Consider the following 20,884-nt stretch of genomic DNA (forward strand, 5'->3'; position numbering starts at 1 on the left):
TTCATAGGGTATCAGGGGGGATTTCGTGGCCAACATCAAGGATGTCGCAAAATTGGCTGGCGTATCTCCAGCAACGGTATCAAGAGTGTTATCGAACAAAGGCAATACCTCGGAAGCCGTGCGGGCCAGAGTCCAGATGGCGATTCGGAAGACGAACTATGTACGCCCCGGAGGCGCCAAGCCTCTCGTCCCGGGCAGCAGGACCATTTGCTTGACCATTGCCCGGAACTCGACCGATATTTTCGGGAACCCGTTCTTCGACAGCGTGCTGTACGGGGTATCGAGCACCGTCGAGCAGCATGGCATGGATTTGCAGCTGGCCGTGTTCCACAGTGTCGAGCGGCAGATCGAGAAATGCGTACAGCTGTACAAGCAGAACAAGGTCGACGGGCTTATTCTGACCGGGATCTTGTCCGCTGACAAGGATCGGCTGCTGCGGACCTTCCATGAGGAGCATATTCCGTTCGTCATGATCGGCCGCACGTTCCGCCATGACGTATTCTCCGTCCATAATGACAATCTGCGTGACGGATATATGGCTGCCCGGCATCTGATCGACGCCGGATACCGGAATCTTATCGTATTGACGCAGGATACGAAGCTCGATGTATTCGCGGCGAGAATATCCGGGTACAGACAGGCGGCGCAGCAGGGCGGACTGGACGCGGGCCCCGAACGCATCGTGCAGGTCGGCCCGGAAGAAGAGGATATTATGGATGCGCTGCAGCGTCTGCTTGACGAAGGCATCGCCGTCGACAGCGTCATTACGATGGACAGCGTCATGTCGCTCAGCGTATTGAAGTTCTGCCAATTGACCGGGCTGCGCGTTCCACAGGAAGTCGGGATTATCGGGTTCAATGACGCCCCTTATCTGGTCAAGGTATCGCCGACATTAAGCTGCGTGGAGATGAATGGGGCCAACCTGGGCGCGGAGGCCTTTCATTTGCTGAATGAGATTATGAATGAACCGCAGGCAATGAGTCTCAAAAAAAATGTGACGCTTCCATCCAAGCTGATGATTCGTCAATCGACTTCCAGATCGTCCTTCGAGGACAGATAGTGGGGGCGACTGCCGGCAACGCGCCGGGAAGAGGCGGGCACAGATGAGCCCAAGGACAGCGCGCAAGAACAGAGCCCAAGGACAGCGCTCAAGGGCAGCGCTTAAGGACAACTCTGCGGCAAGGAAGACAATACACTCGCAGAGCGGATTGCATGCGGTTCCATTATTACAGAGCAAGCAGGGAGAGACTATGGAGTTATTTCTTGTGCGGCATGGACAATCGGTCGGCAATACGCTGCCGGACCGCGATATGCCGGATTCGCCGCTAACCGAGCAGGGCCATGCGCAAGCCGCGCGTGTGGCGATATACTTGCGGGACCGAGGCATCAGCGCCATCTATTCCAGCCCGTTGATTCGGGCGATGCAGTCGGCGCAGCCGCTGGCAAGACTGCTCGGTCTGCCGATTCAGGTAATGACAGCGTTGTATGAAGTCAGGGAAGGCAGCCGGTTCGCCGGTCCTTCTCAGCAATTGTTATTGGAGATGGTCCCGGAAGCCGTATTCGAGGACACAATGGAGACGGATGGATGGGAATGCCCGGGCGGCGATTGCCCCGAGACCGTTATGCGGCGCGCGCAGGATGCGCTGCGGCAGCTTCGGGCGTGCGGCGAGGAGCGGATCGCGGTATTCTGTCACGGGAACTTCAATGAATATCTTCTTCGCGAAGCGCTCGGGATGGCTTCAGCGGCCCATATCCGGTTCCCCCAGGAAAATACGGGGGTGAACCATATCGTCTTCGGCGAGCATGCGACCAAGCTAATGAAGCTGAACGATACGGGGCATCTGCCGAAAGGGGCATTCGAACGGGCTGACCGGGCTGCCGCCAGCCCTCCGGGCGGATAAATGATTATTACAACACAGAGGAGAACATCAGCTATGCACTTATATGTCATTCGCCATGCACAATCGACCATGAATATTGGACAAGGAGGCGGACCGAACTGCAGTTTGTCGGAAGTGGGACGATGGCAAGCCGAGCAAATCCCTTCGTTTTTCGAGGAAATCCAACTGAACGCCATCTTCTGCAGTCCGCTGCGCAGAGTCATTCAGACCGCGACGCCCCTTGCCAAAGCGCAGGGTCTAGGTATTGTGCTCATACCGGAAATGTCCGAAATATTTAATGAGGAATGGAAGGACTACCGGGATTATGATTGGGAAGCCTGCCAACAGATTGTAGAGGAATTCCCGCATGCCCAATTCGTGGAGTACCAGGATATGGAGCGCAAGTGGTGGCCAACCTGGCCGGAGAATCACGCCATCGTCCGCAAGCGCGTGCAGAAGTTCGTCGACGCGAAGCTGACCGCTTATTACGGAACCGACGCGCATATTGCGGTATTCGGGCATGGCCAGACGACCGCGGATATGAAGCAGATCGTCAATCCCGGGGACATTCATCCCGTATATAACGCGGCGATCGTGCACTATGTTCTCGATTCGCAAGGCCAATGTGAGCGTGTATCGTTGCATAAAGACCATCTCGGTCAGCACGTATACGAATAAATGTCAACCATGATCTCAAGGGGGAACTAACGTATGGCTAAGAAAATGGTATTGCTGCTGCTCTCATTAACCGTCGTTCTGTCGCTTGCGGCCTGCGGGCCGAAGCGGGAGGCGGAACAGGCCAAGCCGAATACGGATACGGCCCAGCAACAAGAAGGGGAGATGCCGCCGAAGCCGGAGCATCTGAAAATCTGGGGTCCGGAAAATGAGCCGGAATTGAAATCGATGCGGGCGATTACGCAAAAATTTACGGAGAAGACGGGCATTGATGTGGAAGTGATTCCATTCAACCCGCGCGAACAGGCGAAAGCGTTCTCACTCGACGGACCGTCCGACCGCGGTCCTGACCTGTGGAGCGCTACCCATAACTCCATGGGCCGCAACGTGCTGCAAGGGCTGGCCGAGCCGTTCCAGATCAGCGAGGAGCAGATTAGCCAGTATTCGCCTGAGGCGATCCAGGCCGTCACGATTGACGGCAAAATCTACAATCTGCCCATGGTCGTCGAGACGACCGCCTTGTTCTACAACAAGGAGCTGATGCCGAAGGCGCCGGAAACATGGGAAGAACTAGAGAAATTTTCGCTGGAATTCACGGACGCGTCGAAGGATAAATACGGATTCTTGCTCGATGCGACGAATTTCTATTACGCCAACATGTTCCTGCAGGGCAATGGCGGTTATGTGTTCGGATATGACCCGGCTACGGGATACAACGTGGACGATATTGGCCTGAATAATGAAGGCGCTGTCCAAGGGGCAAATCTGATAAAGTCATGGTTCGAAAAAAAGCTGATTCCGGCATCGATTAACGGCGACGTCATCGACGGCTTGTTCAAAGAAGGAAAGGTTGCCGCTGTCGTCTCAGTACCGTCGTCGATTAAAAACTATGAATCGGCGCTGGGAGACAAGCTGGGCGCCGTGCCGCTGCCGAAGCTGGCCAACGGTCAACGCCCGCCTTCCTTCCTGGGCGTCAAAGGCCTGGTGCTGTCCCCATTCTCCAAAAATAAGGAGTGGGCAACCGAGCTGGCTTTGTTCATTACCAATGACGAGAACGGAGCGAGCCATTTCCAGACGGCCGGGGAAATTCCAGCGCGTCCGGGCATTTTAGAAAGCGATCTCATTACGAAGCATCCTTACTTCTCGGCGGTGGCCGAGCAGTCCAAATTCGCTACGCCAACGCCGAATAACCCGGAAATCTCCCAGACATGGGAGCCGATGAAAAATGCCCTTGTGTTCCTGGCCCAAGGGCAGGACGCCAAAGAGGTGCTGGATGAAGCGGTCGTTCAAATCAAAGAACAAATCGCGATCAACAACGCCAATAAGTAAGGAATGATTATCGGATTGGGGTGCGGGTCCGCATCCCCATCCGCTTGAATTCGCATTGCGGATGTCAACGAGGAGGCTTGATTAGATTGGGAGAACAACAGACACGAACCGACAAGCCGCAAATCAGTGCGCATAACCCGAAGTTGGCGATGCTGCTCTCCATTATCCCGGGGCTGGGGCAACTGTATAACCGGAGATATATCAAGGGTTCATTATTTTTGGTTTTATTTCTCTCATTTTTTATCGTGTTCGCTGATTTTTTGAACATTGGGTATTGGGGGCTCATGACGCTGGGGACGTTGGAAGGGGTTGACGACTCCCGCTCTTTGCTCATTCAAGGCATTATTTCGGTCATTTTGACCGTCTTCCTTCTTATCTTTTATTGGATCAACTTGACCGATGCGCGCAATGACGCCCAGAAAATCCGCGAAGGCTGGAAGATCACGACGATTCGCGAAGGCTTCAAGCAGGCGTGGGATAAAGGGGTTCCTTATCTGTTCGTCGGTCCCGGCATTTTCATGATTACGTTTGTGCTGATTTTGCCGCTCTTGTTCATGGTTTCCTTGGCATTTACGAATTACAATATTTACAATTCACCGCCCCGTTTCTTGCTCGATTGGGTAGGGTTTGAAAACTTTAAAAATATTTTTTCCGTTCCAATTTGGCGGAATACGTTTTTCTCCGTCCTGTCGTGGACGCTCGTATGGACATTCGTCGCGACGACGCTGCAGATTTCGCTGGCCTTGTTCTTGGCTGTAATCGTGAACGACAAGCGCGTCAAATTCAAGAAATTCATTCGAACGATGCTCATTCTGCCTTGGGCCGTTCCTTCCTTCGTATCCATTCTCGTGTTCGCCGCCATGTTCAATGATCAATTCGGTGCGGTGAACCGGCAAATTTTGGGGCCGTTGGGCCTGTCCATTCCTTGGATGTCCGATCCGCTATGGACAAAGGTAGCCATCATTATTATTCAAGTATGGCTCGGCTTCAGCTTCGTGTTCGCCTTGTTCACGGGGGTGCTCCAAAGCATATCAAACGACTGGTACGAGGCGGCGGAGGTCGACGGAGCGAGCAAGTGGCAAAGATTCCGCTACATTACGCTCCCGCATGTTCTGTTCGCGACCGCTCCGCTGCTCATTATGCAATATACGGGCAATTTCAACAACTTCAACCTGATCTACTTGTTCAACCAAGGCGGACCGCCAGTTCGCGGGCAGTCGGCCGGATCGACGGACATCGTCATTTCATGGGTGTACAAGCTGACCTTTGAAACGTTGAACTACAATATGGCGGCCGTTATCTCCATTATATTGGGTCTGATTGTGGCAACCGTCGCCTTTTTCCAATTCAGGAGAACCCGATCGTTCAAGGAGGAGGGCAGCGTCTGATGAGTACGAGATGGAAATCGAGATTGGAGCTCACCGGTATCTATGCATTCATTTTGTTCATGTTCATCGTGATCGTGTATCCGCTCGTATGGGCCTTGGGCGTCTCGCTAAATCCGGGCACCAGCTTATACAGCGCCAAGATTATTCCCGAGAACTGGTCGACGGAGCACTACTCCTGGCTGTTCTCCAGTCCGGACAGCGAATATATGCTGTGGTACAAAAATACGCTGATTGTCGCCAGCTGGAAGACGGTGCTCTCTCTGATCGTGACGACGTTCCTGGCGTATGCGTTCTCGCGCTATAACTTCAAAGGGCGCAAGCACGGCTTGTATGCGCTTCTGCTAATCAAGATGTTCCCGGTATTAATGGGGATGGTCGCCATTTATATTTTGCTGAACATTTTGGGTCTGCTCGATACGCTGGCCGGCTTGATTCTGGTCTATGTCGGATCGTCCATTCCAATGCACGCCTTTCTGATCAAAGGCTATTTCGATACAATTCCGCGGGATCTGGACGAGTCGGCGAAGATTGACGGCGCGGGCCACTTCCGGATTTTCTTCCAGATTATTTTACCGCTGGCGAAGCCGATACTGGCCGTGGTCGCCCTGTTCAATTTCATGACGCCGTTCATGGACTTCCTGCTGCCGCGGATCGTCATTCGCAGCTCGGAGAACTATACGCTCGCCGTCGGCTTGTTCAATCTGGTCAATCAGGAATTCAGCAACAACTTCACCCGGTTCGCAGCGGGCTCGATGCTTATCGCCATCCCGATTGCCGCGGTGTTCCTGTTCCTGCAGCGGTACCTCATTTCCGGGTTGACGGCGGGGGCGACGAAATCCTAGCGAAGCAGGCCAGTTTCAGAGTAGCGTAAGATTTTTTTCGTAAAAAGATAGAGATGAGAAAACAGGAGTGGCGAGGAGGGGAGATGCGATGACAAGCCCTTGGACGTTGGATCCGGCAAGCATATGCCTGCGGCTGCTTCTCTCGCTTGTGCTCGGGGGCATTATCGGCTTCGAGCGGGAGATGAATCAGCATGCCGCCGGATTCCGCACCAATATTTTGGTATGCATCGGCTCTTCGCTCATTATGCTGCTGTCCATCTATGGCTTCAACGCCTTCGTCGATGAACCGAATGTCCGGATGGATCCGGCCCGTCTGGCGGCGCAGGTCGTCAGCGGGATCGGATTCCTCGGCGCGGGAACGATTATTCGAACCGGTCTCTCCGTCAAAGGATTGACGACGGCCGCCACGCTCTGGGTGATGGCCGCGATTGGATTGGCGGTCGGCGCAGGATTCTATTTTCCGGCGATTTTGACATGCGGGCTCGTGTTTGTCTCCTTGCAGGTGTTGAACAAAATCGAGCTTCGTTATCTGGTAGCGAACAAGGCGCTGTCGGTGGAAGTGACTTCTTACGGAGGTCCGGAGACGCTCGGCACGATATCGAAGCAGCTGATGGCGGAGCGGGTGGAGATCCGGAACATGAATGTGGCCGATGCGGAGACGCCGGGTCCGATCGAGGGAGCCGCGCCCCCGCTGCAGATGACGATAACGGTTGTGCTGCCCAAAAAAAAGCCGATGAGCGATCTGGTTGAAGGGTTAAAAGCGATACCAGGCGTGACAGCAGTAAAAATAGAGTAACCATATGATGTGCGGAAAGTGAGAGGGTATCATGCAGACAAGTGAGACGATACATCCGGATAAATTGCACGGCGGGACGGTCGCGGCGAAGCGGAGCGGGATCGGCGCGATAAGCCGCGTGGAGGAACTGGACAGAGGATATCTCTGTATAGGGGACAGGGCGAATCTGGCGCTGTCCTTTCTCGATGAGCATCTGTTCCGCGTCAAGCTGACGTTCGATGCTTGTCCCGACTGGACGACAACGCCCGGCGTATTGCCGTGGGAGAAGACGATACAGCCCAGCCGGGAAGATACGGAGCGCGGCTTTCTTTTCACCACGAAGAAGCTGTCGGTGCGGATTGATGCCGAGGATGCTTCCATCACGGTAACCGATGCCGAAGGCAACGTCATCGGACGGCAGACATCGTTCAGCTGGGATGCGCGCGGCGCGGTGACGGGCTGCTTCGCGATGGACGAGCGCTCTCATTTTTATGGTCTGGGGGAAAAGACAAGTTATCTCGACAAGCGCGGAGAGAGCTATACGATGTGGAATACCGACGTGTATGCGCCGCATGTGCCGGAGATCGAGGCTTTATATCAGTCGATCCCGCTGCTGCTGCATGTCCATGATGGGGCAAGCTGCGGCATTTTTCTCGATAACCCGGGACGGACCACCTTCGATATGCGATCCCGCAGCGATCTCTTTGCCATTGAGAGCAAGACTGGGGATTACGATTACTACTTCATCTATGGTCCCGAATTGAAGCAGGTCATCTCCTGCTATACGGCATTGACCGGGCGGATGCAGATGCCGCCGAAGTGGGCGCTTGGCTACCACCAGTCGAAATACAGCTACAAAAGCGAAGAAGAAGTGCTGGCTCTGGCGCGCACCTTCCGCGACAAGCGCATACCATGCGACGTGATTCATCTCGATATTCATTATATGGACGAGTACCGCGTCTTCACCTTCGATAGCGATCGGTTCCCGCAGCCGCAGAACATGATTGCCGAATTAAAGAAAATGGGATTCCATATCGTCCCGATCGTCGACCCGGGGGTCAAGCAGGATCCGAAGTATCCGGTCTATCGCGAAGGGGTGCTGGAGGATCGCTTCTGCAAGAAGCTCGAAGGCGATGTGTACTTCGGCGATGTATGGCCGGGCCGAAGCGCCTTCCCGGACTTCACCAAGCAAGAGACGGCGGCCTGGTGGGGAGATCTGCACCGGTATTATACCGATATGGGCATCGCCGGCATCTGGAATGATATGAATGAACCGGCCGTGTTCAACGAATCGAAAACGATGGATCTCGACGTCGTGCACGACAATAACGGCAAGATGAAGACGCATGAGGAATGGCATAATCTGTACGGCATGCTGATGTCCAAGGCGACCTTCGAGGGGCTGCAGCGGCATCTTGAGGGCGAGCGCCCGTTCGTGCTGACGCGGGCGGGCTATAGCGGCATTCAGCGCTACGCGGCGGTCTGGACAGGCGATAACCGCAGCTTCTGGGAGCATATGGCGATGGCGATGCCGATGGTGCTCAATATGGGCTTGTCGGGCATTCCGTTCGCAGGTCCCGATATCGGCGGCTTCGCCCACCATACGAACAAGCAGCTGCTGATTCGATGGACGCAGATGGGCGCGCTGTTCCCCTTCTGCCGCAATCATAACGTCGGCGATTTCCTCGACCAGGAGCCGTGGGCGTTCGATCAAGAGACGGAAGATATCTGCCGCGCCTTCATCGGACTGCGGTATCAGCTGATGCCTTATCTCTATACGCTGTTCCATGAGGCGGCGCAGACGGGCATTCCGGTGATGCGGCCGCTGCTGCTGGAATATCCGGAGGATCAGCAGCTGTCTAATCTGTGCGATCAGTTCCTGCTGGGCCGCGATCTGCTCGTGGCGCCGATCTATCGGCCGGATACGGAGCACCGTACAGTCTATTTGCCGGAAGGCGAATGGTTCGATTACTGGACGGGCACGCCGTATACCGGCGGACAGCATCTGACGGTGCATGCCCCGCTGGATACGATGCCGCTGTTCGTTCGGGGCGGCGCGATCATTCCGCATGAGCCGCTGAAGCAGCATGCGGCCGATCAGACGGAAGCGTCATTATTGTTCCATCTGTACGGCGGGGCGCCGAACTCGTCCTATGTGCTGTATGAGGATGACGGCTTGACGTATGCCTATGAGAAGGGCGCTTATAATTTGCTTCGCGTGGAGGCGGAATGCACCGGCCGCGGCTTGAAGCTCGGCTACGAGTATGAGCGCAAGGAATATGAGCCGGCTCCCCGCAAGCTGTGCTTCTATCTTCATGGCCTCGATCCCGATGCGGTCACTATCGAAGGGCTTGAGCGGCTGGCGGCGAAGCCGGAGGACGATGCGGAAGGCTGGTACGTGGATGAGCGGTGCCATTGCGTCGTCATCGCGGTTCGGGACGACAAGAGCGAGCGGACAATCGAATTGAATTGGTAATGAGAAAGAGGGCGGTGTTTCCGCCCTCTTGTGGTATCATGTATGGGATGTGGAATATCTTCTTCGTTGGGTCGATTGGCGCACGATCAGCTCGGAAGGCAGCGTGACCGTCTTGTTCTTATTAATGCGCTCCGGGTCATCCATCAGCTCAATGAGCATCTCCAGCGCCTCCAGTCCAAGATGCTCCCCGCGAATGGTCGTGCAGCTGATCGATGGCGAGATCTTGTTAAGAAAGGCGGCATCGTTGAAGCCGATGATGCCGACATCCTCCGGCACGCGAAGATCGCGATCCCGGCAATATTTCAATACGCCGAGCGCCAATACGCTGTCTGCCGCGATAATGGCGTCGAAGGATCTGCCGCCAGAGCTGTATTCGTCGAGAGCGGCAATCATGTCTGCTTCTTCCGAGCCGCATAACACGACGCCGTCGTCTCCCGCCTCCAGGCCGTTGCTGTGCAAGGCCTGCTTGTACCCCCCGATCCGGTCGCGCACGACATCGATGTCCAGACTCTCGGTCAGGAACACGATCCGCCGGTACCCCTCGTCCAGCAAATGCTGGGCCGTGACATATCCGTCCCGGAAATTATCGCTATGAATGCAAAAAATATTGTGCTGCAGGCTGCGCCCGATCATGACGAACGGAATCGAATTCTGCTGCAGGCTCTGAATGAGCGAGCTTTTGTCCGCCGACATGACGCCGGATAAAATAAACCCGTCCACTCTCTTGTTCCGGTACAGCGTCAAGCATTTCTCAATTTGTTGATCGACAGAGCGAAAGGCGGAAATTTGCAAGTCATATCCGTATTTTTGAGTCGCGTTGGATAAACCAAGAAGCACATTGGAATAGTACGGATTTCCGAAAATTTCACTAGGTTCGCGCGCGATCGTATAGCAGATAGTGCGGGATTCGGCAGCCGGTGCATTCGGCTTCGCCTTGGGGCTGGGCACGTACCCGAGCTCCCGAATCGCTTTCTCTACTTTTTCATTCACTTCGGAGGATGTGTTTCCTTTGCCCGTAAGAACCCGCGATACGGTCGCCGGCGATACACCCGCTGCACGTGCTATATCTCTTACCGTTGGCAAGTCCCCGCCTCCTCTTCTACGGAATCATCATAGCTGCCATTCCTATTCTGGCTCATCATTTTATAATACGATGAAAGCGATCGGCAATTCAACATTGCAGCATAGAAAAAGCTGCCGTATGCGCAGGCGCGATACGAGCAGCTTGTTGATCTCATGATGTATTGCACGATGACGGAATTACTTGTGAAGCACTTTATCGACGAGGCCGTATTCGAGTGCTTCTTCAGCCGACATGAAGTAATCGCGATCGGTGTCTCTCTCGATCCGATCGAGCGGCTGGCCTGTGCGCTCCGCCAAAATATGATTCAGCTTGTCGCGCATCTTCAGAATGCGGCGGGCGCGAATCTCGATATCGGACGCTTGCCCTTCGGCTCCGCCCAGCGGCTGGTGAATCATTATCTCGCTGTTCGGCAGCGCGAACCGCTTGCCCTTCGCTCCGGCATTCAGCAGGAAGGCGCCCATCGACGCCGCCATGCCGACGCAGATCGTCGATACATCCGGCTTGATATGCTGCATCGTATCGTAAATGGCCATCCCTGCGGTAATGGAGCCGCCGGGGCTGTTGATGTACAGATGAATATCCTTGTCCGGATCATCGGCCTGCAGGAACAGCATTTGAGCGATGATCGAATTGGCTACCACATCGTTCACTTGGGAGCCGAGAAAAATAATGCGGTCCTTCAGCAATCTGGAATAAATGTCGTACGACCGTTCGCCTCGATTCGTCTGCTCGACAACTATAGGAACGTAACTCACGATAATCCCTCCTCAGCTTCAATAACATTAAATATTAACCAATTCACGGCCCCTTAAACACGATATGCATTCGCCGCGAATGACAAGAACCGTATCTTTATCATAGCGGATTGTCAGTCAAAAGTCAAAGATGGTCAAACTGTTTTTTTAGCTTTTTTTGAGCAACGATTCGGATGGATGCGTGTATCATTTTTTGCAGAGCGGGCCGAACGTTCAAAAAATGAGCATCAAAAAGTGAACGTTTCCGTGTCATCGAGGCGTGACCTACAATAGGTACACAAAGGAGGTGACGCCAATGTCAGCAGGAGCACCCTCATCTATCCGCGATCCTCGCGCCAGTGGGAGATGGAGCCGCATCGGGAGGACGCTGTGGAACGAAAAGTATTTATGGCTGATGGCTCTGCCCGGTCTGCTGTTCTTCGTCATTTATAAATATTTGCCGATGCTCGGAGTCGTAATCGCTTTCAAGGATTACAACATGATGCTCGGCATCTGGGACAGCAAGTGGGTCGGCTTGAAGCATTTCTACCGCATCTTCGAGAATCCGGATATCGGGCGCATTTTTCTGAACACCTTGATTATCAGCTTGTATCAGATTGTATTTGCCTTCACGATTCCGATATTTCTGGCGATTATGATCCATGAGGTAACGCAAAGGGCGTTCAAGCGGGTGCTGCAAACGGTCTTCTACATGCCGCACTTTCTGTCCTGGGTCGTCGTGGCGGGGATCTTCTATCTGATGTTCCAGAGCGATGGCGCCGTGAACAACATGCTGGTCGATATGGGAATGTCGAAAATCGATATTTTGTCCAATCCCGACAACTTCCGGTCCATGCTGGTGATGCAGGTCATATGGAAGGAATCCGGCTGGGGGACGATCATTTATTTGGCGGCGTTGTCCAGCATCGACGTCGAGCTGTATGAGGCGGCCAAGATGGACGGAGCCGGACGGCTGCGCCAGATCTGGAATATCACGCTGCCCGGCATCCGCAGCACGATCGTCGTCCTGTTCATCCTGCGGCTCGGCAGCGTGCTGGATGTCGGCTTCGAGCAGATCTTCCTCATGCTGAACCCTTCCGTGCGGGAAGTCGGGGAAGTCATCGAGACGTATGTCTACCAAGCGGGAGTCGTCAACGGCAACTTCAGCTTCTCGACCGCGGTCGGGCTGATGAAGGGCTTGATTGGGCTGATCCTGATCTACGGGGCCAACAAGCTGGCGAAGCGGATGGGGGAGCGTGGCGTATTCTAGGGCGGGTTGCCTCCATTGTTGTAAGTGCTTACATCGTAGAATGCCCATCATGATTCCACAATCAAAACGGGGGAGGATGTAATCATGCAATTCAAGGGGAAAAAAATCGTATCGCTCCTGGTGGCCTGTTCGATGGCTGTCGGCTTGCTGACGGCTTGCGGCAGCGGAGGGGGAACCAAGGAATCGAATGCCGGTGGAGGACAGAGCGCGGGGGACGAAGGCAAGAAGTACAGCTTCTCGGCCATGAATATCTTGTACGGCGCGGCGCCCCCGACGACGAATAGCTCAGGCATCAAGGCGATCGAGGAGCGGTATGGCATCGAATTCAAATATATTCCGGTCGCCGCGGGCGATTATGCGAACAAGATCGGCGTTACCGTCGCTTCGGGGGATATGCCGGATCTGATGCTGCTGGAGGATACGAACGCCAATTACTTCAGCTGGGCGGGGAACGGCATGTTCCTGCCGATCGAGGATTACATTAAGGATTACCCGAACCTGAGCAAGATTCCGCAGGAAATCTGGGACATGCTGACGTATGAAGGGCATATTTACGGCGTTCCGCGGCTGCGCGGGATTCCGTTCCAAACGATGGTGATTCGCCAGGACTGGCTCGACAAGCTGGGCTTGAAGATGCCGACCACCTACGATGAGCTGTATAATGTGATGAAGGCGTTCGCCGAGAACGATCCGGACGGCAACGGCAAGAAGGACACGTACGGATTCGCCCTGGACGGCAACTTCAGCGGGTTCAACGGACTGTTCGGCTCGTACCGGGCGCTCCGGTTCGGCTGGTTCGAGGATGGCCAGGGCGGGATTACGCACGGATACTTGATGCCGAACGCGAAGGAGGCGGTGGCCTTCCTGGCGCGAGGCTACAAGGAGGGGCTCTTCAGCCCGGATTATACGATTAAGAAGGGCACGCAGACCAGCGAGGACTTTCAGACCGGCAAAGCGGGCATTATCGGCAACTGGACGTATACCGCCTTCACGAAGAGCTGGTTCGACAAAGCGTATAGCGTCAACAAAGATTTCCGCGTCGCCCCGATTCCACCGCTAACGGCCCCGGACGGCTACAGGGGTTATGGCAAGTATCACGGCTTCTACGGGTTCTTCGTGATGCCGGCCAGCCTGGGCAAGGACGAGGGCAAGGTGAAGAAGCTGCTCTCCATCCTGGACGATCAGATCGGCGACGAAGGCGCCGAGTTCATGAAATGGGGCGTGGAGAACGAGCATTTCAAAGTAGAGAACGGCGAAAAAGTCCTGACGGACAAAGGCTTGACCGAAGGTACGGGCAAGTATTTGCTGACGAACCATGCGGCCGAAGGAGAATGGATCTACAACCCGGACGATACGGAGGAACTGAAGAAAATGAAGGACGAATCGTTCAAGGTAGCCATGGAAGGCGAGCCGTACAGCGATCAGTCGGTCGGCTTGTTCTCGCCGACATACAGTGAAAAAGGGAAAGAGCTTGACCAGTACTTGACGGACCAAGTGAATAAGATCATTCTTGGCGAACGTCCGGTGGACGATTACGACAAGGTGATTCAAGAGTGGAAGGACAGAGGCGGCGAGCAGGTCGTCAAGGAGTTCAACGAGGCGTACCAGAAGCGGAAGAACGGCTGACGGTTCAGCCGGCGCTGTTGTAGTTCCGAAGCCGCCATGCGCCGTCGCGATTCGCGGCTCGCGTGCGCTGGCTGGGGTGGGCTGCGCGGTTCGCCGCTGGTGTTCGCTGGCTGGGGTGGGCTGCCGCGGTTCGCCGCTGGCGTACGCTGGCTGGCGTGGGCAGCGCGGTTCGCGGCCGACGTTAGCTGGCTGGCGTGGGCAGCGCGGTTCGCGGCCGACGTTAGCTGGCTGGCGTTCGCGGCGCGAAGGCGCAGGCCCGTATCCTGAGGCGTATGCCCTGAGGCACGTATCCGCAGGCGAACTCCACAGGGAGCGTGGCCACAAGTGCATGACCGCAGTTGCGCAGCTATCAAGCGCATGGCGGCATGAAAGGAGTGAACATCTGTGTTAATGCGCGCAAGAAGCGGGGATCGGTGGTTCAACTTCATTAATGTAACGCTGCTCATCGTTTTGGCGGTCATTACGATCGTGCCTATCATTCACGTCTTCGCGATGTCGTTCGCCACGACGGAGGAGTCGCTGTCCGGCCGGTTCATCCTCTGGCCGTCGACATGGACGACCGAGGCTTACCGCTATATTTTCGATACGGGCGTCTTCTTCCTGTCATTGAAAAATACGGTGTGGCTGACGGTCGTCGGCACGTTCATCAACGTGATTCTGACGGCGCTGCTGGCTTATGTATGCTCCCGGCCGCAATTCAGCGCCCGGCGGGTCATCATGTTCCTGGTGCTGTTCACGATGCTGTTCGGCGGCGGCATGATCCCGACCTATCTGGTCGTGAAGGGGACCGGGCTCATCAACTCGCTGTGGGCGCTCATCCTTCCCGGGGCCATCTCCGCCTTCAATATGCTCGTGATGCGTGATTTCTTCGAATCGCTCCCGGAGAGCGTCATTGAATCGGCGCGCATCGACGGATGCGGGGATTTGCGGATATTGGGCCATATCGTCTTCCCGCTGTCCCTGCCCATCCTGGCAACATTCACCTTGTTCTATGCGGTGGGCAACTGGAATCAATACTTCTCGGCGATTCTGTACTTGAACGATCCGGATAAATGGCCGCTGCAAATCTTGCTCCGGCAAGTCGTGCTGATCGGACAGGCGGATATTTTCACCAACCTCGATCCGAACGTGCCCCTCCCACCATCGGTCTCGATACAGATGGCGACAGTGGTGCTCGCCTCGTTCCCGATCGTCGTGCTCTATCCGTTCCTGCAGCGCTATTTCGTGCAGGGACTGACGCTCGGCGCTGTGAAGGGCTAGAGCCATTGCAGCAGGCGTTCCGAGCCTGCTGCTTTTTGGCGTGATCGGGTACGCCGCGCATGGCGGGGGCGGGAGTTACCCTGCATCCCCCGCCAGATGCGGGCTACACCCCGATGATGCTCGGGCTCGCATTAGGTCGGTCCGCTGCGCGAGTACCTCTCATGCCGCCATTCTGCCGCATTTGACGAACCAATCCTGCATAGATGCAGCATTTTATCTCTTTTACGGGCAAATTTGCTAATATTCCTGCAAATATACAGGATTTTGCTCACATATTCCGAGTTTGACCTATCTAGAGCTGAAATTAATGTATTTTTGCAGGATTCACTTTGGCGAAAAGAGGCTTCGGTGGAAATCCTGCACTTTTGCAGTATTGATGGGCGCTAGGCCGGAAAGTGTATCTCAATTAGTGCGGCATCCGACCGGTATCACAGCATGAGGCGGCGTAAGGCCGGTCTCGCAGAAATCAGGAGCCTACCCAGACCGGAATGGCAGCTAAGATCAGCCGTTAGACCGGAGCTTCAGCAATCATAATCCGTTAAGATACGGCAGACTACCGACGAATGCTGCCCGCACTAAGGGCGGCGAGAACCGGGAGCCGTTGCTTCCTCTAGCGGCCGCATAGAACTGCCTAGCGGCTTATTCCTGTTCGGACATCTGCTTGCGGTATTGTCCCGGCGTCGTTCCGGTCGTCTTTTTGAACGTGCGGATGAAGTTCTGCACCGACGTGTAGCGCAGCTTGGCGGCGATATCCTGAATGCGCATATCGGTATGAAGCAGCATGTCCTTCGCCTTTTCGATGCGGTACGTAATGACGTAGTCCACGAAGTTGCAGCCGGTATGCTTCTTGAACAAACGGCTGACCTGGAACGTGTTCAGGCCGATGGCGTCGGCGCAGTGCTGCAGCGAGATGTCCTGATCATAATGGTCATGGATATAGGCGATGACACGCTCGATCCGTTCCGTATGCTTCGGATGGGCCTGCTCGTCCAGCAGCGTTTTGAGCCGTCCGAACACCTCGATCAGGAAGAAGGCTTCCACATCGCCGAGCGTCTGCTGGGCGGACAGGGCGCTGAGCAGCATGCGCTGCAGCTCCGGCGCGAACTCCATCCCGTGATGGTGTTCCATGCAGCGCAGCATCGAGCCGAGCAGCTGGGAGAAGAAGCCGTGCACCGAATCGACGGAGAAGATAGCGCCTTCCTTCAGCCCCTCCATCAGATGGATGAACTCGGTCCGGGCTGGTTCGAGCTTCGCGGCCTTCAGGCTATCCAAGATTTTGTACGTCGATTCGGTGATGTCCTCCAGTTGGAAGCTGAGCGCCGGGTCCAGCTCATGGATGAAGATGGCCTGATCCTCATTCAGCACGAACCGATAGCGCGAAGCTTGCTCGGCCTGGCGGTAGGCATCGGGCAGTCCGCCGAGCCCTTGCAGCGAGTAGGAGACGGAGAGCGTCACCGTCAGCTGCAAATAGGTCTCGATCGCATGGAGCAGATCGGCGCTCGCCTGCTTCAATTGATCCGGCTCGAGCGGCTCGGAATGGGAGATGAAGACGGCCAGCTGCCCTGGCTTCATCATGAGCGAATACGCTTGGCCGTACCGTTCGGCCAGTTCCAGCGCCATGTTCTCGACCGCGAAATAGAGCAGGTACTGATCGTCATGCGGGTACTTCGCATGCAGCTTCCAAGGATCGAAGGCAAGCAGCATGATGGCGATATAGGAGGCGCTGCTGCCGTACTGGATGTCTGTCCGCGCTTCATGCTCCTGGATGCTGCCAAGCAAATATTGATGCAGCGTGTGCTGCTCCATTTTGTCGCGATAGCGGCTCAGGCTGCTCTCGAGCTGCCGGTTCTCGTAGATCATCGATTTGATCGCGTGATGCACCTGCTCGATTTCATTGTCGTTGTCCTGGCCGTTCCACTGCTTGGATGAGCGGAGCGGCTGGATCGCCTGGGTCAGCTTCCTTACAGGACGGTACAGGCTGGTCGCTGCGCGCAGCGAGAGCAGGGCGGCGACGGCCACGAAGGTTAATGAAATGCCGAGGGTCAATCCTTGCACCCGGTCCGCGCTTCGGTTCAGCTCGTCTTCCGCGATGGCGGATATGTAGTACCAGTCCTGATTCCGGGAGGGCAGGACGCTCAGCACGGAGTCGACCCCGTTCAACCGGGTCCGAATCTGGGCGAGCGGTTCGGCGTTCTTGATTAACTCCAGGTTGTCCGCGCTAATCGTGCGCCCAATCTGATTGCGATCGGTGTCGAGCATAATCTGGCCCTGGCCGTTCACGGCGAACAGGGAGAGGGTGGAGTAGCTGTTTTTCGCTGACATCTGGTTGCCGAGCGTATCGGCGTCAAGGTAAGCGATGATCGCGCCGGAGATGGATTTTCGTTCGGTTGAGTCTTCGGCGATGGGCCGGATCAACGTCAGTACGTTCCGGTCAATGCGATGATTAGCCGGAATGCTGGTGCGAGTATCGATCCAGACGCCTTGCAGCGAAATATGTCTCGCCCGGTCCAGGGCGAGCGGATCGCGGAACTCTTCCTCGGTCAGCAAATGATTGTCCGAGGTCAGGATGCGTTCGGATTGGAAGGAATAGAAGTCGAGCTCGACGACATGCTCCATGCCGCTGCGGATATTGACGAGCACATTCTGCAGCTGGCGGACAACTTCGGGATGGCGCGGCGACAGCTCTTTCATGGCGAATTGGGCCAGAATGCCGGGATAGGCGCGCTTGTCGGAATACGTATATTGAAGAAGCAGCTCATCTATCTTCTTGATCTGATCGTTCATTTTGCTCTGGGCGTGCTGGAGCAGCGTCGTGTTGTACAGGGTGGCCTGCTCCCGGATGGTGGAGGTCAGGACGTTCGAGATTGTCAGACCGAGCACGAGCACGGGGATGGTCGCCAACAGCAGCATGGAGATGAGCATCTTTTGTTTATGGCGGACCGGACGCAGCAGATGGGAGAACTTGTGAGTCTTGGCAGCTAGCAAGGGGCGGTGCCTCCTAACATTTTCAAAATGTCGGGGTAAATATGTTCTAGTATAGCACAAATGAAAGCGCTAACGTTCAGATTCGGAAGCAACACGGCAAAAGAAAGGGAGGCTGTTAATTATGCTGACAGAAAAGTATGGTCCGGACGTGATCGGAACGGCGCTTGCTCCAATCCATGTCTATGAACCGGTACCGGCCGCTGCGCGGCGGGACGCTTGGCTGGCGTTGGACGATGGAGTCCGGTCGTTCTGGATTCGTGAGGCAGAGGCCTGCCTCGGCATGGAGTGGCCTGCGCTGCCGGCCACCTTGTATATGGATTATGTCCGGACGGGGGACCGATCGCGGTATCAGGAGCCCTATTTCGCGCGCCGCAAGGCATTGGTCCGTCTCGTAATGGCCGAATGCATGGAATACGAGGGACGCTTCCTGGATGATATCGTGAACGGCATCTGGGCCATGTGCGAGGAGAGCACCTGGTGCTGGCCGGCTCATCTGAACGGGGTCAGCCGCGTGAAGAGCAAATCGCTTCCCGATATCGATCGGCCGGTCTTCGACCTCGGCGCCGGGGAGACGGCAGCTATGCTGGCTTGGTCATATTATGTGCTGCGGGGAGCGCTGGATGAGCATTGCCCTCCGCTGGGCACGCGCCTTCGCCGAGAGCTGCAGACGCGCATCCTCGATTCGTATGAACGGGAGGACGGCTACTGGTGGATGTCTTTCCAGCCGGATCTCCTGATCAACAACTGGAATCCATGGTGCAATGCCAACTGCCTGGCCGTGCTGCTGCTCACCGAGGAGAAGGCGGAGCGCCGCGCTGCTCTCGTTTACAAGGCGCTTCGCAGCCTCGACCGCTTCATCGCTTCCTATGAAGAGGATGGCGGCTGTGATGAAGGACCCGCTTACTGGGTGCGGGCCGCTGCTTCGCTGTATGATGCCCTGCAGCTGCTGCATGCCGCCACGGGCGGCGCGATTGACGTATTCGCCGAGCCGAAAATCCGCAATATGGCCGCTTACATTCTCCATATGCACATCGGAGGGGATGCGTATGTCAACTTCGCCGATTCGGCAGCGAGAATCCCCGTGCCCGCCGGCCTGATCGCCCGCTTCGGCCAGGCGGTCGGAGATGCCCGGCTGGAGGATTTCGGGCGGCATGTCTACCGCCGGCAGGGAGGGCATCGCTATTGGGAGGGCGAGGAGCTTCCGAGCCTGCAGCGGATGCTCTTCGACCTGTTCGCGCTGCCGGATATGGAAGGGGCGGCAGCGGAGCCCCCGGCGCTGCCGCTCGATCGATGGATGCCGGGCGTGGAAGTGATGGTGGCGCGGGAGCGGGGCGACGGCCGCGGCTGGTTCCTTGCCGCGAAGGGCGGCCATAACGAAGAGAGCCACAACCATAATGACATCGGCAGCTTCATCGTCTATGCCGATCAATGCCCGTTGTGGATCGACGCCGGCGTCGGCACCTACACGGCAAAGACGTTCAGCCCGGAACGGTATTCGATCTGGACGATGCAGTCCGGGTATCACAACGTTCCGACTGTGAACGGGACGGAGCAAGCGGCTGGCCGCACTTTCCGGTCGGGTGAAGTTCGTCATGAAGCGGAAGTCGGACTGTCGCGTCTGACAGTCGACATCGCGCCGGCCTATCCTGCCGCGTCCGGCATTTGCCGGTGGACGCGGACCTTTACGCTGCTGCGGGAGCCGGCGGGGGGAAGCAGGCAAGGCGGGAGTGGCTCCGCTTCCCGCATCATTGTGGAAGAGGCGGTGCAGTTGGAGGCGCCGAGCAGCGATGTGGCGCTGAACTGGATGTGCGCCTATGAGCCGCGCTTCGAGTCCGGCCGCGTCGTCTTGGTTGACGAAGCCGGGGTCCCGAAGGCCTGCATGTCGTATGACGAGACGCTGTGGAATACCCGAGTGGAGCCGATCGCGCTGGAGGACGAGCGGCTGTGTGCCGCATGGGGCGGCAGGATCTATCGGGTTCGCCTGACGGCAAAGCGGCCGATTCATGAGGACAGCTGGCGGTTTGTGCTTGATAAGCAGTAGGCCGGAGAAGCCGGGCTGCACGCAAGCGAACGGAATCCGTTGGAAGGAGCTCGCTTCTAAAATAGCAAAAAAGACGGCCGCTCAGCCGTCTCAGACTGTCGACAAAGTCCTGTCGACGGTCTTTTTTTCTTAGGAAGGGCGGGGCCGGGGAAGGCAGGAGAGAGTAGGTTAGGGCACAAGCTGGTCCCTAGGTGAAGCTAGATGGTCTGCGCATGAAGGAAGCTAGTCCCCATATGAAATTGCTGCACAGGCGCAGCATTTTTAACCTCAAGAGGCTAAATTCCGAGAAAATCCTGCAAAATTACATTATTTCGCCATTTTGAACGCTATTTATGCCTTTCCGTAGGGTAATTGCTGTATTATTGCAGCAATCTTATTTTCGCCACCTCGTGTCAATGAAATTGCTGCATTTTTGCAGCTTTAGTGGAGCAGGTGACTAGCGTGGAGGGGAGATAATGCAGCTTTAGTGAAGCAGGTGACTAGAGTGGCGGGAGATAATGCAGCTTTAGTGGGTGGATG

The 20,884-nt window shown here is 56.0% G+C and carries 15 protein-coding genes; 12 read left to right on the forward strand and 3 right to left on the reverse strand.

Going from position 1 to position 20,884, the window contains the following annotated elements:
- The first annotated feature begins 25 nt into the window (after nucleotides 1-25).
- The 8 genes from NNL35_RS03765 to NNL35_RS03800 all read left to right on the forward strand — a co-directional run bounded on the left by NNL35_RS03765 (nucleotide 26) and on the right by NNL35_RS03800 (nucleotide 9,365).
- Nucleotides 26-1,060: a LacI family DNA-binding transcriptional regulator gene (locus NNL35_RS03765; RefSeq protein ID WP_006678129.1), complete on the forward strand. Its 1,035-nt coding sequence runs from the start codon at nucleotides 26-28 to the stop codon at nucleotides 1,058-1,060.
- A gap of 190 nt (nucleotides 1,061-1,250) precedes the next feature.
- A complete protein-coding gene (locus NNL35_RS03770; RefSeq protein WP_006678128.1) occupies nucleotides 1,251-1,901 on the forward strand; it encodes a histidine phosphatase family protein in 651 nt (216 codons plus the stop codon).
- Between the two features lie 33 nt (nucleotides 1,902-1,934).
- On the forward strand, nucleotides 1,935-2,558 hold the full coding sequence (locus NNL35_RS03775) for a histidine phosphatase family protein (RefSeq protein ID WP_006678127.1): 624 nt from the start codon (nucleotides 1,935-1,937) through the stop codon (nucleotides 2,556-2,558).
- Nucleotides 2,559-2,591: 33 nt separating this feature from the next.
- Nucleotides 2,592-3,884, forward strand: coding sequence for an extracellular solute-binding protein (locus NNL35_RS03780; protein WP_006678126.1), 1,293 nt, complete (start codon nucleotides 2,592-2,594; stop codon nucleotides 3,882-3,884).
- Between the two features lie 86 nt (nucleotides 3,885-3,970).
- Complete coding sequence (locus NNL35_RS03785) at nucleotides 3,971-5,272, forward strand: carbohydrate ABC transporter permease (RefSeq protein ID WP_006678125.1); 1,302 nt, start codon at nucleotides 3,971-3,973, stop codon at nucleotides 5,270-5,272.
- Nucleotides 5,272-6,114 carry a sugar ABC transporter permease gene (locus NNL35_RS03790; protein WP_006678124.1) on the forward strand — a complete coding sequence of 281 codons (843 nt, stop codon included), beginning with the start codon at nucleotides 5,272-5,274 and terminating at the stop codon, nucleotides 6,112-6,114. The genes NNL35_RS03785 and NNL35_RS03790 overlap by 1 nt, the downstream gene beginning before the upstream one ends.
- 88 nt (nucleotides 6,115-6,202) lie before the next feature.
- Complete coding sequence (locus NNL35_RS03795; protein WP_006678123.1) at nucleotides 6,203-6,910, forward strand: MgtC/SapB family protein; 708 nt, start codon at nucleotides 6,203-6,205, stop codon at nucleotides 6,908-6,910.
- 31 nt (nucleotides 6,911-6,941) lie between these two features.
- Complete coding sequence (locus NNL35_RS03800; RefSeq protein WP_006678122.1) at nucleotides 6,942-9,365, forward strand: glycoside hydrolase family 31 protein; 2,424 nt, start codon at nucleotides 6,942-6,944, stop codon at nucleotides 9,363-9,365.
- Nucleotides 9,366-9,401: 36 nt separating this feature from the next.
- Here the strand turns inward: NNL35_RS03800 and NNL35_RS03805 are convergent, their stop codons facing one another.
- Complete coding sequence (locus tag NNL35_RS03805; RefSeq protein WP_006678121.1) at nucleotides 9,402-10,448, reverse strand: LacI family DNA-binding transcriptional regulator; 1,047 nt, start codon at nucleotides 10,446-10,448, stop codon at nucleotides 9,402-9,404.
- 177 nt (nucleotides 10,449-10,625) lie between these two features.
- Nucleotides 10,626-11,204: an ATP-dependent Clp endopeptidase proteolytic subunit ClpP gene (gene clpP, locus NNL35_RS03810; RefSeq protein WP_006678120.1), complete on the reverse strand. Its 579-nt coding sequence runs from the start codon at nucleotides 11,202-11,204 to the stop codon at nucleotides 10,626-10,628.
- Between the two features lie 295 nt (nucleotides 11,205-11,499).
- On the opposite strand from clpP, the gene NNL35_RS03815 reads away from it, so the two are divergent.
- The 3 genes from NNL35_RS03815 to NNL35_RS03825 all read left to right on the forward strand — a co-directional run bounded on the left by NNL35_RS03815 (nucleotide 11,500) and on the right by NNL35_RS03825 (nucleotide 15,339).
- Entirely contained in the window at nucleotides 11,500-12,453 is a 954-nt protein-coding gene (locus NNL35_RS03815) for an ABC transporter permease (RefSeq protein WP_006678119.1), read from the forward strand.
- Nucleotides 12,454-12,537: 84 nt separating this feature from the next.
- Nucleotides 12,538-14,079: an extracellular solute-binding protein gene (locus NNL35_RS03820; RefSeq protein WP_006678118.1), complete on the forward strand. Its 1,542-nt coding sequence runs from the start codon at nucleotides 12,538-12,540 to the stop codon at nucleotides 14,077-14,079.
- Nucleotides 14,080-14,469: 390 nt separating this feature from the next.
- A complete protein-coding gene (locus tag NNL35_RS03825; protein ID WP_006678117.1) occupies nucleotides 14,470-15,339 on the forward strand; it encodes a carbohydrate ABC transporter permease in 870 nt (289 codons plus the stop codon).
- Nucleotides 15,340-15,978: 639 nt separating this feature from the next.
- On the opposite strand, the gene NNL35_RS03830 is transcribed toward NNL35_RS03825, so the two are convergent.
- Nucleotides 15,979-18,324 carry a helix-turn-helix domain-containing protein gene (locus NNL35_RS03830; protein WP_006678116.1) on the reverse strand — a complete coding sequence of 782 codons (2,346 nt, stop codon included), beginning with the start codon at nucleotides 18,322-18,324 and terminating at the stop codon, nucleotides 15,979-15,981.
- A 121-nt stretch (nucleotides 18,325-18,445) separates the two neighbouring features.
- Here NNL35_RS03830 and NNL35_RS03835 point away from each other — a divergent pair, with 121 nt between their 5' ends.
- Nucleotides 18,446-20,365 carry a heparinase II/III domain-containing protein gene (locus NNL35_RS03835; protein ID WP_006678115.1) on the forward strand — a complete coding sequence of 640 codons (1,920 nt, stop codon included), beginning with the start codon at nucleotides 18,446-18,448 and terminating at the stop codon, nucleotides 20,363-20,365.
- The last annotated feature ends 519 nt before the right edge of the window (nucleotides 20,366-20,884 follow it).

Source organism: Paenibacillus dendritiformis, from assembly GCF_945605565.1.
GTDB classification, from domain to species: Bacteria; Bacillota; Bacilli; order Paenibacillales; family Paenibacillaceae; genus Paenibacillus_B; species Paenibacillus_B dendritiformis_A.

Excerpts from the sequence above, each read along its gene's own strand:
- NNL35_RS03815 (WP_006678119.1), top strand. The coding sequence starts at position 11,500 with ATGTCAGCAGGAGCACCCTCATCTATCCGCGATCCTCGCGCCAGTGGG.
- NNL35_RS03780 (WP_006678126.1), top strand. The coding sequence starts at position 2,592 with ATGGCTAAGAAAATGGTATTGCTGCTGCTCTCATTAACCGTCGTTCTG.
- NNL35_RS03770 (WP_006678128.1), top strand. The coding sequence starts at position 1,251 with ATGGAGTTATTTCTTGTGCGGCATGGACAATCGGTCGGCAATACGCTG.
- NNL35_RS03795 (WP_006678123.1), top strand. The coding sequence starts at position 6,203 with ATGACAAGCCCTTGGACGTTGGATCCGGCAAGCATATGCCTGCGGCTG.
- NNL35_RS03835 (WP_006678115.1), top strand. The coding sequence starts at position 18,446 with ATGCTGACAGAAAAGTATGGTCCGGACGTGATCGGAACGGCGCTTGCT.
- NNL35_RS03790 (WP_006678124.1), top strand. The coding sequence starts at position 5,272 with ATGAGTACGAGATGGAAATCGAGATTGGAGCTCACCGGTATCTATGCA.
- NNL35_RS03800 (WP_006678122.1), top strand. The coding sequence starts at position 6,942 with ATGCAGACAAGTGAGACGATACATCCGGATAAATTGCACGGCGGGACG.
- NNL35_RS03825 (WP_006678117.1), top strand. The coding sequence starts at position 14,470 with ATGCGCGCAAGAAGCGGGGATCGGTGGTTCAACTTCATTAATGTAACG.
- NNL35_RS03820 (WP_006678118.1), top strand. The coding sequence starts at position 12,538 with ATGCAATTCAAGGGGAAAAAAATCGTATCGCTCCTGGTGGCCTGTTCG.
- NNL35_RS03775 (WP_006678127.1), top strand. The coding sequence starts at position 1,935 with ATGCACTTATATGTCATTCGCCATGCACAATCGACCATGAATATTGGA.